Genomic DNA, 14,443 nt, shown 5'->3' on the forward strand with positions numbered 1-14,443 from the left:
GTGCAAAGATATATTTATTTAAATTATTAATTTATTCATATTAAAACATATGTAAACTTATCGAAAGGAGACATAAAGATGTTAATATCTATAAAATGGTTTCCCCCATCATGGTTCTACATAAAAACAGAAAATAGAGTTATTTATATTGATCCTGCTTATTTAAAAACATATTTTAAAGATTATCCTGAAAAAATTGAATTTTCAACATGGCCTGATGAAATCGACGGATTACCTGAAAAAGACCTTGAAAAAGCAGATTTAATTTTAATTACCCATCATCATAAGGATCATTGCAAGCATGTTACAGTAAAAAGACTTAAAAATGATAAAACAGTTATTTTAGCTCCTGAAATTTGTAAAAAAGAATTAAAAGGAAAATTTAAAGTTGTAAAATCGGGTGAAGAAATAAATTTTGAAGATATAAAAATTAAAGTTGTTGATGCTTACAATACTCCAGAAGGACACTCCACCAAAAAATTCCATAAGAAAGGAGAAGGAATTGGCTATTTAATCAAAGTGGAAGATAAAACCATTTATCACGCCGGAGGTACTGATTTTATACCTGAAATGAATGATTTTGAAGATATTGATGTGGCTTTAATTCCAATTGGTGGAACTTTTACTATGGACATGGGGGAAGCTGTTGATGCTGTTTTAGCCATTAAACCCAGATTTGTAATCCCAATGCACATGAAAGATGCAGATCCTGAAGAATTTAAAAAATTAGTTGAGGAAAAATCAGATGTTAAGGTTTTACCACTTGAAATTGGTGGAATTTATGAATTATAATCTAAAGTTTTATTTTAAGCCTTAAAAAAACCATCAAGTGTTGTTTGTCTTGATCTAATCAATTCCTGAAGAAGAGTACTTGTCTCTTTGAATCTCTCCATAGGAAGCTCTAATTTAGATTCAATATAATTTAAAGCTGTTTTCATATCTTCAAATTCCCGTGGAATTTCGTTCATTGCGTTTCTAACATTTTCCCGGACATTAAAAACACCAAGAGGCACATAGCCATTATAAGCTTCTCTAAGTACTATTACGCCAGCCTGTTTCTTTTCACGTGCCAGTGTCTCAAGAACAGCCATTTTACAGGTGTAATAACACCCACCAACACGAGAATATTCCTTTTTTCCACCGTTTAGCTCATGATCAGCAAATATCAGTTCTTCACGACCTAAAACATGTAAAAATGCTTCAATCCATTCATATTGCCATTCTGTTGGAAGTAATAGCACTGCATAGTAGTTATTTAGACTCTGGAATTCATGAACACGATAAGTATCCAGTATATCATAACCTCTGACTTCTTTAAGTAAGTTATCAGCTATTATGGTGTCACAGGCTGTAATTGACCATCTGGTAGGTACCAATCTCCTGTTTTTACCGATTCCCATTGTTCCAACAGAAAAAGCCTTCTGTATATTTGAAAATGGTAATTCATTGCTATGTAAATCTAAAACTGCTTCTGCAGCCTTAAAATCAGTGTCATAATAAACTTTTTCCAGTTGATGGTCCCATTTAACACTTTCTATGTCAAATTTTTCAATTAAAGCACTGGGGCCATGAGGAGCTGTTTCATCACTGAATGAAAGTCCCCGTGGACGACTTCCAAATTCAGCCTCGCTTTCAATTGATTTTGATGAAAGAGAAATTTCTTGAAGTTTTTCAACAAAAGAATTATCAAAGTCCTGTATGCCTACTGTTTGTTTTCCCCTCACAAGACTCAATCTGTAGCCTATAATCTCTTCCTGTGTTGTTTGACCTGGAATCCACGATTCAGGCCGGTCCATAATTGATATATCACCCTGTAATGGCGCAATCATCGGTCCAGCATACACTTTAGGGTAATTCCAGCTTCCAATAAAAACTGAAGGCGGCGTAGTTCCATCAAGCTCTTTTCCCACATCTACAGATTTAACATTAAGATTAGAAGTGATCTTTTTAAGGTAAGCTCTTTTACCTTTAATCATGTTAATATATTTTCATATACATGGATAAAAAACTAATTGTATGTGGAGGCACTAATCATAAAAACAATTCTCTGTTATGGTGATTGAAAAAGGCTTGAAATGGAGAAAACTGTAAAAGAAATTCTTAAATAGTGAGGAGTTTAAATGAAGAAATCTGAAAATGATTTTTTCCCAGAAATTCAAACAAAAAGGCTTTTTCTACGTAAAATATCATTAAAAGACGCTTCAGTACTGTTTAAATACTGGTCAGATCCTGAAGTAACAAAATATCTGAATATAAACACTTTTAAAAATATCGAACATGCTTTAAGCTTAATAAGGATATTAAACAGTTTGTATAAGAAAAAAGAAGGTATACGGTGGGTAATTATAACTAAAAAAGGCAATAAAGTCATTGGAACATGTGGTTATAATAACTGGGTAAAAAAAAGTTCAAGGGGAGAAATTGGATACGAACTGGGTCAGGAACACTGGGGAAATGGATATGCTACAGAGGCAGTTAAAGAAATACTCAAATATGGATTTAAAACCATGAATTTAAACCGTATAGAAGCCTTCACAGTTCCAGAAGCATGGCGATCCATTAAAGTGCTTGAAAAACTCGGATTTAAAAAAGAGGGAATGCTCAGGGAATACGGATACTGGAACATGAAATACCGGGATGAAAATATTTATTCATTATTAAAAAGGGAATGGATTAAAAATAAATAGATTTCAGGAAATACGAGAAAAACTACAGAAGCTGCACTTCAAAAAAAATTCTTTTTAAGCAAATTCAATTGTACTTGGTGGTTTATCACTAACTGAAAGTGATACATGGGTTACTTCAGGCACTTCAGCTGTAATCCTTGCTGAAATTGTTCTTATCATTTCCCATGGAAGTTCGGGCACATGAGCAGTCATAGCGTCCCATGATTCCACCATTCGTAAAACAACAAGATATCCAAAATCTCTTATATCTCCCTTAACTCCTGTAACCTTTGTGTCGGTTAAAACTGCGAAATATTGCCAGAGAGTTTTATCAAGCCCTTCTTTTTTAACTTCTTCCTCTACTATGGCGTTAGCTTTTCTACAGATTTCTATTTTTTCAGGAGTTAGTGTCCCAACAATCCGAACAGCAAGCCCTGGGCCAGGAAAAGGCTGCCTGTTAACTATTTCATCAGGAAGCTCAAGTTTTGAACCTAAAACCCTGACTTCATCTTTATAAAGTTCTCTTATGGGCTCTACAAGCTTTAAAACTAATCCATGAGGTAATGCAACATTGTGATGAGATTTAATTTTACCCTCACTTTCTATCCAGTCAGGAGCTATTGTCCCCTGAACTAAAAATTTAGCGCCTATTTTTTCAGCTTCTCTTTCAAATACCCTTATAAAAACTTTGCCTATTATCTTACGCTTCTCTTCAGGGTCTTCCACTCCTTCAAGCGCCTTTAAAAATTCTTCTTTAGCATCAATGCAATCAAAATTTAAACGTTTTTCAAAGGTTTTCTGCACATATTCTGCTTCCCCTTCACGAAGAAGCCCGTGATCAACAAATACTGCTATAAGATTATCGCCAATAGCTTCAGAAACTAATACAGATGCAACAGAGCTATCAACACCACCAGAAAGTGCAATCACTGCTTTTTCATTCCCTATTTCTTCTTTAATTTTTGTAATTGATTCTCTTATAAAATCAGCTGGATCAAGCATGTTTTCACCTTAATTAAGTTATGAATGATAAAAATTATTCTTTAGGAGAGTATAATTTTTGATGTTTATAATCTTTTAGTATTAATTTTTAGCTGCGTTTAGCCCGGGACTGTAAAGCTATTAGAGTTTATAAAAAAATATCTGATTTTTCAACACCCCGTAACTTTACAACATCTAAAAAAGAAAGTATTTTTATATTAAATGACATAATTCAAATCCCATGTCGATGATGAGCAAATTCAGAGAAATTAAGCCAGAGACCGCATTTCTTATTATAGGTTTAGTATACGGGCTTTGTTTTCTTATTGTAACTCCTGCACTCCAGGTTCCTGACGAATATGAACATTTTTACAGGGTATTATACGTAAGTGAAGGACATATACTTCCTGAGAAGGTTGGCAATATGTCAGGGGTTTATATTCCTGAGAGCGTTCATTTAACTGCTTCTGAAATATCCAGTGAATGGTTTTCATTTATAAAAGATAGAGATAACAAGATAAACCTGACTTCTCTTTTGAACATACAATTTAACAGCCAGAATAGAGTTTTTGAAGATATTTCCAGGATTGCCGTCATTACATATTCTCCTGTTCCTTACATAGTCCCTGCATTTGCCATGGCACCCGGAAAGCTGCTTAATTTATCTCCACTGATTTTAATATACCTTGGAAGGCTGGCTAATCTATTGGTATGGGTTTTTTTAACCTATCTTGCAATTAAGATAATTCCAGTGCATAAATGGGTTCTTTTTATGATTGCATTAATTCCAATCACTCTTTTTGAAGCAGCTTCACTTTCAGCAGATAGCTTGATACTGGGTTTATCTTTCATTATAGTTGCAATTTTCTTTAAATATGCTTTCGATGATAATAAAAAGAGAATTAATATAAAAGATATTTATATTTTGTTTATACTCATTTTACTGCTCTCATTATCAAAACAGATATATTTTCTGCTTTTATTATTGATATTTCTCATACCTTCTGAGAAATTTGGGGGTAGAAAAAAAATGTTTTATGTGGCAGCATTTTTATTTTTTACCATAATTCTGATTAGCGGGGGCTGGAATATGCTTGTTAAAGACCTCTATGTTCCTATTGTGCCTCAGGTATCTATTTCAGGTCAGATTGCATATATTTTAGGAGATCCTTTAAGATTTCCCTATGTACTATTAAATACATTTTTTCATCGTGGGTTTTCTTACCAGCTTTTATTTGTAGGAAATTTCTGGCTGGACATTCCTTTACCAATGTGGTGGATTGGTGTATATGTTCTTTCAATGATTCCTGTAGCTTTAATTGATAAAAGCATAGTTTTAGTGAGTAAAAAACAAAAATTAATCTCATTTGCAATTTTTACAATAATTTTTTTACTTGTGTGTGCATTTGTGTATATTTCATGGACTGTTGTAGGTCAAAATATAATAGATGGTATTCAGGGAAGGTATTTCATCCCGATTCTCCCCTTGCTATTTCTGTTATTGTTTAAAATAAGAAATTTTGATAATTATAAAAATAAAATCTTTTTAGAAATTCAAAATAACTTTAATTCAATAATAATTACTTATACAGTAATTTATCTTCTGATAACCATTTTGATTTTCGTTACAAGTTATTGTGTTTAATTAGGAGTCAAATATCATTTTTAAGCTAAGCTCAATCAACTGATTTCAATTATAAGGCATTATTAAACATCCAAATAGAGTTAATGGACTTCATCCGAGATTAACAAAAAATCACCAACATTTCCAGATTTTATGGAGATTAGTTTTAATGTTATTAAAAGTTTGGGTGCTGTAAAGTTATTATAATAAACATTCAATAATTTATTACCCTTATTTTTAGCTACTGAAAAGTTTTATATGCCATAACCACCTAAAAACTAAAACTATTAAAATAAATAGTCTAAGATTATATTATAATATATTAAATCCATTTTCATAAAAATAAATTTATAACTTTAAATTAATAGGAATAATTAAAATTATTTTATTAATAGTGATTATTATGGCGGATACAAAAAAAAATACCATAGACAAATTAATCAAAAATCAGACTGATAGGACCCATATTCAATTTTTCCGTTATATTTTCGTTGGTGGAGTAGCTTTCATTGTAGACTTTTCTTCTTTATTTATATTTACTGATATTTTCGGCGTTTTTTACCTTATTTCTGCTGCAATAGCGTTTATTTTGGGATTAATTGCTAATTATGCTTTAAGTATAAGCTGGGTTTTTAATAAACGTACTTTAGACAACAAATTGTCAGAATTTACAATTTTCGCTTTCATTGGAGTAATAGGGATTTTTTTAAATGTGCTCATTATCTATGTATTTACAGAGTATGCTGGGCTTTTTTACCTTCTCTCTAAAATCATTGCAGCAGCTTTAATCTTATTCTGGAATTTCTCTGCAAGAAAAATTACTTTATTTAGATAGAAAATAGATAAATAGTGGAATAATAATAAAAACTGATTATACAACTTACTCAATTTTTCACCGGAGAATATTACCATGAGCCAGAAAACAGCAATTATTATTGGAGCAGGACCTGCAGGATTGACCGCAGCCTACGAATTACTTGATAAAACTGATATTAAACCAATAATTTATGAAATGAGTGATGAAATAGGCGGAATTTCTAAAACTGTTAAATATAAAGGTAACAGAATTGATATAGGTGGTCACAGGTTCTTTTCAAAAAATGATAAAGTTATGGAATGGTGGCAAAACATCATGCCTCTTCAGGGCGCACCTGCAAAGGATGACACAGCACTTGGAAGAGAAATACCACTTAAAACAGAATGTCTTAAAAGAGAAATAGGCCAGAAAGAGACTGAAAAAATTAATGCTCCTGACCCTGAAAAAGATGACCAGGTAATGCTTAATCGTGGGCGTCTTTCACGCATATTTTTCCTTAGAAAGTTTTTTGATTATCCTATTTCCCTTAATTTCAATACTTTTTCTAATTTAGGCCTATGGCGAACCATTAAAATTGGTGCAAGTTATGCTAAGATTTCACTGTTTCCTATTAAAGATGAAAAATCTCTGGAAGACTTTTTTATAAATAGATTTGGACGTGAACTCTATTTAACCTTCTTTAAAGATTACACTGAAAAAGTGTGGGGAATAGACTGCAATAAAATTAACCCGGAATTTGGTTCTCAAAGAGTGAAAGGATTATCCATAAAAAAAGTTATTTCCCATGCAATTAAAAGCAAATTTTCAAGGGATTCATCACTGGAGCAGAAAAAAGTGGAAACAAGTCTCATTGAACAATTTATGTACCCTAAATTTGGTCCAGGGCAATTATGGGAAGAAGTTGCAAATATAATCAGCTCAAATGGGGGAAAAATATTTTTTAAGCAGGAAGCTGTGGGAATTGAGCATGATGAAGAAAATGTAACAAAGATTAAAATAAAGGATCATTCCACAGGTGAGATTAAACCTGTAGAAGGGGATTATTTCTTCTCAACAATGCCTGTAAAAGACTTGATTAATTCCATGGATAACGTTCCAGCGGACATTCAAAAAATTGCAGATGGATTAATGTATCGCGACTTTATTACAGTTGGACTGCTTTTAAACGAACTTAAAATAAAAAATGAAACCAGGCAAAAGACTGTTAATGATATAGTCCCTGATAACTGGATTTACATACAGGAAAGAGATGTTAAACTCGGCAGACTACAAATATTCAATAATTGGAGTCCTTATCTTGTAAATGACGATAGTAAAGTGTGGATTGGACTTGAATATTTCTGTAATGAAGGAGATGAATTATGGAACACTCCTGATGATGATTTTGCCAGTTTTGCAATTGATGAACTTGCAAAAATCGATATTATAAATAGAGAAGATGTTCTGGACAACGTTGTTATAAGGGTTCAAAAGACATATCCTGCCTATTTTGGGACGTACGAAAACTTTGACGCAATTAGAGAATTTACAGATAAATTTGAAAACCTATTTTTAATTGGCAGAAATGGAATGCATCGATATAACAATATGGACCATTCAATGCTTACTGCAATGACTGCAGTTGGAAATATTATTAATAACGTGAATTCTAAGGAAAATATCTGGTCCATTAATGCTGAAGAAGAATATCACGAGGAAAAATAATTTTAAAAGCAGATTATTCAGCTTTTTAATAGGTTTCAAATGATGATGGATGTTGTGGTATGGGGTCACTTAAGAAGATATTCTTTACATACATTATAAAAGTTTTCTAAAAGCTTGGGACCCTTTTCAGTGTGATAAACTTCAGGATGGAACTGAATACCATATAAAGGCTTTTTTTCATGTTTTATAGCTTCAATAGCACATATTGGTGAATCTGCAAGTATTTTAAAACCTTCTGGTAACTTTTTCACCTCATCTTTGTGAGATGCCCAGACCTTCATGGAATCTCCCAGGCCCTTAAATATGTCCTCCTCGTCTTTTATGTTTATTTCAATTTTTGCATAGCTTTCAATACCTGCAGCACCAACTTCTCCTCCGTAAGCCTGTGCAATTATTTGATGGCCCAGACATATCCCTAAAATAGGTAAATCTAACTCTTTTACATATTTAAAGCAATTCCCTGCCCTTTCAAGTGATGGACCGCCACTCAGTATAATTCCTGCAGGTTCTTTTTCATTTATTTTTTCAAGAGCTGTTGAATTGGGAATTATCATGGAGGGAATCTTCAAATAATGTAAAGTTCTCTGAATTCTGTGAGTATACTGCCCGTGATTATTTACAACTAATATTTTCATTACATATCTCCTGATTAACGTTTATTTTTAGTAGATTACTTGAGTAGAAACCGGGGTTTTTTAGGCTGAGGGTGCTGGATACACCCATCAATTTTTTGAATAAGGAATTATTTGACCTAAAAAATTTAAAACCCTCATTTAGAAAGGTATAAATATATTAAAATATTTATTAAATATATGGATATTAAAGACATACTATATATAATCATAGCTATTATACTTGCAGTGATTGTGTTCCATCTATTCATCTGGCTGCTTCCAATAATTATCATTCTGGTTATAGCTTATGTTATATACATATTACTGAAAAGCAGGGATAGACACTGATTTAATATGTAAGTTCGCCTTAAATTGAGCCCTGATGGATTTAAAAACTAATTTTTTCATTTAATCAAGAAGGAATTTAATGCAAGATCTAACAGGTATCAAAATGGAAAGAGGATTACTTTATGAGACCATTATAACCACTAAAAATACTAATGGAACTCCTAATGCTGCCCCAATAGGCGTATTATGTAAGAATGAATCTCAAATTGTGCTCTATCTTTTTGAAGGAACCCATACACTTCATAATATTAAATCCAATGGACGTTTCATTGTTAATATTTTAAAGGATCCGGTGATTTTTACAGAAAGCACACTGGGAGAACTCTCACCTGATTATTTTAAAATGCATGAAAATGATTTCTATATAAAAAATACTGATGCATTCTTCACTGCAGCAGTAACCAATGTTAGAGAAGTCCAAAAAAATGATGATATGGGTAAATCTAAGCTGAATATAATAACTGCAGATGTAGAAGAAATTATTATTAAAAATAAAAATGTAGAACCTTTAAATAGAGCAATTTATGCAGTAATAGAATCTCTGGTATATTTAAGCAGAATAAAAATGGTTGATGATAAAACAGCTGCTAATTATTTAGAGCGAATTAACGAAATGTCAAAAGTAGTAAGCCGTACTGGGAGTTTAGAGCATAAAAAAGCAATGGTTCAAATATTGAATTCTCTAAAAGAGATTTTAAATTCGGCTCCATGATCATTTTCCAGATCAATAAGACCATCAAGCTGTCTTACAAGTGCATTTACCATCTGCATTCCAGTTGTTTTAGGATAAATAATGTCAAAATCACCAGGTAACCCTATACCATTATCTTTTACTTCTAAGATATAAATATTTTGATTTAAAGAGAGGTTTATATCTATTTTACAGGCCTTTTCTGGATAATCATACATATATTTTCCATTTTTTTCAATTAAATCCTTAAAAGAAGGTTCATTTTCTCCTAAACTGTTTAATGTCATTGGAAAAGCATGTTTTATGGAATTGGTCACAAGTTCATTAATAATAAGACCACAGGGAACTGCAGTATCTATATCCAGCAAAATACCATTTGCACTTATGCTAACTTCTATTTGATCAGGATCAACAGCATAAATATTGAACAGGTAATCTACAATGTCTTGAGCGTATTTAGAAAAATCTACTATTCCAAAATCTTCAGATCGAGAAAGTTGTTCATGAATTAATGCTATCGCTTTAACTCTATTTTGACTTTCCTGATAAATTTCAACAGGTTCTTTATCTACGGCATTGGAGCATTCCAGTCCCATTAAATTGGAAATCGTCTCCAGGTTATTTTCCACCCTTTTGTGAATTTCTTCAAGAAGTACCTTTTTTTCAAGAAGAGAAGTTCTAATTTCTTCTTCAGCATTTTTACGTTCTTCAATTTCTTTTTTAAGCTGAATATTAGAATTTTTTAATTCCAGAGTTCTCTGTTCTACCAGTTCTTCCAGGTGATCGCTATATTTTAATAACTCTATTTCATTTGCCTTACGCTCAATTGCATAACAAATAGATCGGACTAATAGACTGCTTTCAACATTTCCCTTAATTAAATAATCCTGAGCTTCTCCTTTCACTGCTTTAATTGCAGTATCTTCATCATCGAAACCACTTAATATTATAATTGGTATTTCTGAAACTGATTCGCTGGCTTTATAGAACGTTTCAATTCCTTTACTATCTGGTAAGTTTAGATCAAGTAAAAGTACTTGAATTGAATTTTCATTAATAATTTCCAAGCCTTCTTGCAGTTTTCGTGCATTGTAAAGCTTAAATCTTGTATTTTGTGATTCTTTTAACATTTCTCTTATTAAAGCCGTGTCTGCAAGGTTATCTTCTATAACAAGAACATTGATTTGTTTATTTTCCATCATGCCCTCCATAAATATATTTATGTTTTAAATTAAAAAAGAGAGTCTAAAAGAATTATTTCAACCGGATGATCATATTATTCTTTTATATTACTTAAATTTTTTTATTATATCCACAAATTCAAACTTTTCAACATCAAATAGGCCCATATCACTTATTTTAAGCTTTGGAATCACTAAAAGGGCCAGAAAAGACATTGACATGAAAGGGGAAGCAAGTTTACACCCTTGATCAACCAGGATGCTGTGCAACGCTTTAAGTTTTAAAGCAACTTCTTCAGCATTTTCTGTACTCATAAGGCCTCCTATTGGAAGCTTTAATGAATGTTCATTACCCTTTGATGAAACAGCAAGACCACCTTTGTTTTCAATGACTTTGTTAACAGTATTAGCCATATCATTGCTGTTTGCCCCAACTGCAATTATATTGTGGGAGTCATGAGCAACACTTGATACTATTGCACCTTCTTTAAGACCAAATCCTCGAATAAATGCATTGGTAATTCTATTATGTCCATATCTTTCAAGAACTGTTATTTTAAGCACATCCTCTTTTATATCTGGTTGTATATTACCTCCAGTAACCTTTAGTGTTGCTTCAGATTCTTCGGTTAGTAATTGCCCATCTATTACGTCGATTACTCTTACTTTTTCTTCTTTATTAGGGGATTTAATTTCAAAATCTTCTGGTTTTTTATAATCTATTTTAAACTTGCTTTTAAGTGTAAGTGGTCTTGCAGAAAATAAAGCTTTTCCATTTCTTGCTACTGATTTTCCACCAATAATCACTTCTTTTACATTGAAATTTTCCAGATTATCCACAATAACCATGTCAGCATCTTTTCCAGGCGCGATTAGGCCATTATTCAGGTTATAGTGGGATGCAGGATTTAAAGTGACCATTTTAATCGCTTCAACCGGATCAAGACCAGATTCTACGGCTTCTTTAAGCATTAAGTTAACATGACCTTTCAGGAGGTCTTCAGGATGTTTATCGTCAGATACAATGAAATCTCCACCTGCACCTATTAAATCCCTTAAGTTCTTCGAAGATGAGCCCTGTCTAAGCATTATCTTCATTCCAAGTTTTCTTTTTTCTGAAGCCTCTTCTGGAACTGTGCATTCATGGTCCGTTGAAATTCCTGCTGCAATATATTTACAGAGGTCTCCTCCACTTAAAAGTGGTGCATGTCCATCTACAGGTTTTTTATGCTTTTTAGCAGCTTCAATTTTGGCTATAACTTCTGGATCACCCTTTAAAACCCCTGGAAAATTCATCATTTCTCCAAGTGCAACCATTTCATCTCTTTCAAGGAGTTTATTAATTTCTTGAACATTTATAACTGCTCCAGAAGTTTCAAATGGAGTTGCAGGGACACAGGAAGGGGCTGTAAAAAAGAAACGCAGAGGAACACCCTCTGCATCATTAATCATGTAATTTATCCCTTCAATACCCATGACATTTGCTATTTCATGAGGGTCTGATACAACAGAAGTTGTTCCATGGGGCACCACAGCTTCAGCAAACCTTGAAGGCGTGAGCATTGAACTTTCTATGTGTATGTGAGCATCGATAAATCCAGGTAAAATATACTCTTTGAATTTACCCTTAACTGGCTTCACGCATTCTACCAGATTACTCTTTATTATCACTTCTGCTGGATAGATCTCTCCAGTAAATACATTGACTATATTGCCTTTGACCATGTAAACCTCACAAACTAAAAAATATTATAACCTTAAATATTTATACTTTCTCTGCAAATATCCTCTAGCAAATGGATAAATCATCTTATGAATAAAATTAGTATTGTAAAAGTAATTAAGGAATTTCAAAGAATCATCGGCCCCATGAATCCTGTTTACTATGAATGAGTAATCCATAAAGCTGAATCTTTCCCATAAATAGCGGTTTACTAAACTGGCCCTTATTTTTCCCTTAAAATAATTTTCTGCAGATTTTTCATAATTTTCACTATTAATTATGCTTTTTGCAGCCAGATATCCTGACGTCACAGCACTTTTAATGCCAAATCCCCACAAAAAGTCCTGTAGCCCTGCAGCTTCACCCACATATAAGCTTTTACCTTTTCTAAAAATGTTTTGGGTAGAGAAAGAACCTATACCTCCCATATTTCTAACTTCTTTTAAATCCAGATTAAATTTATCATTGAAAATCTTTTTTGTTTCCTCAAAATTTTTTCTAAAATTTTGTGGTTCAGAAATGCTGCGCATTTCTTCAACCTTAAAATAGGAATTTGCATTTTTAAAATCATGGAACAAAACAGTAGTCATACATCCCTGCCCATCAGCAATTAAAAGATATGAATAACCATTTATTGCAGCGCTGTTGTTAACAAGACCCACAGCAAGGTTTGGGGATGAAGTTTCAAAAGTAATACCTTTTGCAGCAGCACATATTTCACTTTTTACTGGACCAGTTGCAACTATATCTGCTTCACTTTCAGGAATTGTTTCTTTAAAATGAATATTTACTCCTAAATCCATAGCTTGACTTTTTAATGCTTTATCTAAAGTTTTTTCTTTTGATCCTCTTCTTACAAGATAAAATGCGGGTCTCTTGCATTTAAAATCCCAAATTTTAGATTTATTTACAATTTTAAGTTCTTTAAATGGATTATATTTAAAATTAATGCCAATATTCATTTCTTTAAATAATTCAAGTACGTCTTCCTTATCAGACCAGTTTTCAAGTCCCTGAAAATCTCCATGGAATCTTGAGCCCACTTCACTGCTTTTTTCAAAGACGTCTACTTCATAACCTGCTTTAGCAAGATTTATACCTGAAGACAGTCCAGCAGGACCTGCACCTGAAATCTGTACTTTTTTCATGCTATTAACTTTGTTTGTAATATTATAAATTTTTAATTAATCTTAAAAGACATTTAAAAAAAGTATTTTAAATAAATCTGGATGATGCTATATCTATTTGGGAAATAATTCCATTAACAGATGTTTTACATATTGATCTTGATAAAATAGCAAAATTTATATACTATGAAAGATTTAGGTATACCTAACTTTCCATGATTTAGGCCTGACTGAAAAATGGAAAGTTAGTAAAGTATGGTTTTAAGTCATCCTCAGCTCAAATGTATCACCTTAAAACCATATTTTTCAAAAGGTATAAAAATAGACATTAAGTAGCTACCATTTCCTCCAAAAAATGCTCATGGAATCTGGTTTAATCCAGGTTCCGGCATTTTAAGTATACAGGTAGCTAAACGCTTATCTATCACAATCTAAAAGCATTCTACAGAGCCAAAAGTATAACTTAATATTATAAGTATTCTTATATATGTTGTTTAGTGATTATAGCATACTATAGATAGTATTGGGATAATATGTAAAAATGAATGTTAAACTATAGAGTTTAGTATTTATCTCCAAAAACCTATAGAAAGTAATATTAATAGGAATCACCATATTAATCGATCAGGCACCATGTGTCTATTTCATAGGAGCGTTACTCTATGGTGAAAAAAAGTATATGGATTATTAGATGTGATAGTTGTGGGAAGGAATATGATATACCTCAGGATATTTCAACAAAAATTGAAGATATGGAAGGACAGGAACAGATGGTTCTTGAAGTGTCACCTGAATGCCCCTACTGTAAAACCATGAATTCACGTCTTGCAGCGTTAAAATCTTAACTATCAATTCCCTTTGAGGCTGTCTTCGGCTTACAAATATCTGGTTATGGGACAGCCTCTTTTAGTAATTTATTTAGCTATCATTTGATTAAATAAGGGAATAAATATGACTTATTTTTATT

13 protein-coding genes are annotated in these 14,443 nt (G+C 32.3%); 7 read left to right on the forward strand and 6 right to left on the reverse strand.

Translation table 11 applies throughout. The annotated features are described in order from the left end of the window. The first annotated feature begins 78 nt into the window (after positions 1 to 78). On the forward strand, positions 79 to 792 hold the full coding sequence (locus tag PQ963_05410; GenBank protein MEN4029102.1) for an MBL fold metallo-hydrolase: 714 nt from the start codon (positions 79 to 81) through the stop codon (positions 790 to 792). Positions 793 to 806: 14 nt separating this feature from the next. Here the strand turns inward: PQ963_05410 and PQ963_05415 are convergent, their stop codons facing one another. Then, positions 807 to 1,976 carry an Nre family DNA repair protein gene (locus PQ963_05415; GenBank protein MEN4029103.1) on the reverse strand — a complete coding sequence of 390 codons (1,170 nt, stop codon included), beginning with the start codon at positions 1,974 to 1,976 and terminating at the stop codon, positions 807 to 809. Positions 1,977 to 2,120: 144 nt separating this feature from the next. Here PQ963_05415 and PQ963_05420 point away from each other — a divergent pair, with 144 nt between their 5' ends. After that, a complete protein-coding gene (locus tag PQ963_05420; protein MEN4029104.1) occupies positions 2,121 to 2,687 on the forward strand; it encodes a GNAT family protein in 567 nt (188 codons plus the stop codon). Positions 2,688 to 2,741: 54 nt separating this feature from the next. Here the strand turns inward: PQ963_05420 and guaA are convergent, their stop codons facing one another. Next, positions 2,742 to 3,668 (reverse strand): glutamine-hydrolyzing GMP synthase, encoded by a 927-nt coding sequence (guaA, locus tag PQ963_05425; GenBank protein ID MEN4029105.1) that lies wholly within the window; start codon positions 3,666 to 3,668, stop codon positions 2,742 to 2,744. A 229-nt stretch (positions 3,669 to 3,897) separates the two neighbouring features. On the opposite strand from guaA, the gene PQ963_05430 reads away from it, so the two are divergent. From PQ963_05430 to PQ963_05440, 3 genes are all read left to right on the forward strand, one after another. Then, positions 3,898 to 5,292 (forward strand): DUF2142 domain-containing protein, encoded by a 1,395-nt coding sequence (locus PQ963_05430; protein ID MEN4029106.1) that lies wholly within the window; start codon positions 3,898 to 3,900, stop codon positions 5,290 to 5,292. 382 nt (positions 5,293 to 5,674) lie between these two features. Beyond that, positions 5,675 to 6,106 carry a GtrA family protein gene (locus tag PQ963_05435; protein ID MEN4029107.1) on the forward strand — a complete coding sequence of 144 codons (432 nt, stop codon included), beginning with the start codon at positions 5,675 to 5,677 and terminating at the stop codon, positions 6,104 to 6,106. 75 nt (positions 6,107 to 6,181) lie between these two features. Continuing rightward, complete coding sequence (locus PQ963_05440) at positions 6,182 to 7,792, forward strand: NAD(P)/FAD-dependent oxidoreductase (GenBank protein MEN4029108.1); 1,611 nt, start codon at positions 6,182 to 6,184, stop codon at positions 7,790 to 7,792. 65 nt (positions 7,793 to 7,857) lie between these two features. Here the strand turns inward: PQ963_05440 and PQ963_05445 are convergent, their stop codons facing one another. Then, positions 7,858 to 8,427: a GMP synthase subunit A gene (locus PQ963_05445; protein ID MEN4029109.1), complete on the reverse strand. Its 570-nt coding sequence runs from the start codon at positions 8,425 to 8,427 to the stop codon at positions 7,858 to 7,860. 430 nt (positions 8,428 to 8,857) lie between these two features. Here PQ963_05445 and PQ963_05450 point away from each other — a divergent pair, with 430 nt between their 5' ends. Next, positions 8,858 to 9,466 carry a DUF447 family protein gene (locus PQ963_05450; GenBank protein ID MEN4029110.1) on the forward strand — a complete coding sequence of 203 codons (609 nt, stop codon included), beginning with the start codon at positions 8,858 to 8,860 and terminating at the stop codon, positions 9,464 to 9,466. Here the strand turns inward: PQ963_05450 and PQ963_05455 are convergent. The 3 genes from PQ963_05455 to PQ963_05465 form a co-directional block, all read right to left on the reverse strand. After that, positions 9,421 to 10,644 carry a histidine kinase dimerization/phosphoacceptor domain -containing protein gene (locus tag PQ963_05455; GenBank protein ID MEN4029111.1) on the reverse strand — a complete coding sequence of 408 codons (1,224 nt, stop codon included), beginning with the start codon at positions 10,642 to 10,644 and terminating at the stop codon, positions 9,421 to 9,423. The two genes, PQ963_05450 and PQ963_05455, sit on opposite strands and share 46 nt — an antisense overlap. A gap of 90 nt (positions 10,645 to 10,734) precedes the next feature. After that, a complete protein-coding gene (ade, locus tag PQ963_05460; protein ID MEN4029112.1) occupies positions 10,735 to 12,351 on the reverse strand; it encodes an adenine deaminase in 1,617 nt (538 codons plus the stop codon). Between the two features lie 24 nt (positions 12,352 to 12,375). Next, a complete protein-coding gene (locus tag PQ963_05465) occupies positions 12,376 to 13,497 on the reverse strand; it encodes an NAD(P)/FAD-dependent oxidoreductase (GenBank protein ID MEN4029113.1) in 1,122 nt (373 codons plus the stop codon). Between the two features lie 641 nt (positions 13,498 to 14,138). Here PQ963_05465 and PQ963_05470 point away from each other — a divergent pair. Further along, entirely contained in the window at positions 14,139 to 14,321 is a 183-nt protein-coding gene (locus tag PQ963_05470; GenBank protein ID MEN4029114.1) for a hypothetical protein, read from the forward strand. Positions 14,322 to 14,443 lie beyond the last annotated feature (122 nt).

It is taken from the genome of Methanobacterium sp. (assembly GCA_039666455.1).
Classification (GTDB): Archaea; Methanobacteriota; Methanobacteria; order Methanobacteriales; family Methanobacteriaceae; genus Methanobacterium_D.

Bases quoted from the DNA above. Each gene is read 5' to 3' on its own strand.
- PQ963_05415 (MEN4029103.1), bottom strand. From the start codon at position 1,976: ATGATTAAAGGTAAAAGAGCTTACCTTAAAAAGATCACTTCTAATCTT.
- PQ963_05465 (MEN4029113.1), bottom strand. From the start codon at position 13,497: ATGAAAAAAGTACAGATTTCAGGTGCAGGTCCTGCTGGACTGTCTTCA.
- guaA (MEN4029105.1), bottom strand. From the start codon at position 3,668: ATGCTTGATCCAGCTGATTTTATAAGAGAATCAATTACAAAAATTAAA.
- PQ963_05450 (MEN4029110.1), top strand. From the start codon at position 8,858: ATGGAAAGAGGATTACTTTATGAGACCATTATAACCACTAAAAATACT.
- PQ963_05445 (MEN4029109.1), bottom strand. From the start codon at position 8,427: ATGAAAATATTAGTTGTAAATAATCACGGGCAGTATACTCACAGAATT.
- PQ963_05420 (MEN4029104.1), top strand. From the start codon at position 2,121: ATGAAGAAATCTGAAAATGATTTTTTCCCAGAAATTCAAACAAAAAGG.
- PQ963_05430 (MEN4029106.1), top strand. From the start codon at position 3,898: ATGAGCAAATTCAGAGAAATTAAGCCAGAGACCGCATTTCTTATTATA.
- PQ963_05440 (MEN4029108.1), top strand. From the start codon at position 6,182: ATGAGCCAGAAAACAGCAATTATTATTGGAGCAGGACCTGCAGGATTG.
- PQ963_05470 (MEN4029114.1), top strand. From the start codon at position 14,139: ATGGTGAAAAAAAGTATATGGATTATTAGATGTGATAGTTGTGGGAAG.
- PQ963_05435 (MEN4029107.1), top strand. From the start codon at position 5,675: ATGGCGGATACAAAAAAAAATACCATAGACAAATTAATCAAAAATCAG.
- ade (MEN4029112.1), bottom strand. From the start codon at position 12,351: ATGGTCAAAGGCAATATAGTCAATGTATTTACTGGAGAGATCTATCCA.
- PQ963_05455 (MEN4029111.1), bottom strand. From the start codon at position 10,644: ATGGAAAATAAACAAATCAATGTTCTTGTTATAGAAGATAACCTTGCA.
- PQ963_05410 (MEN4029102.1), top strand. From the start codon at position 79: ATGTTAATATCTATAAAATGGTTTCCCCCATCATGGTTCTACATAAAA.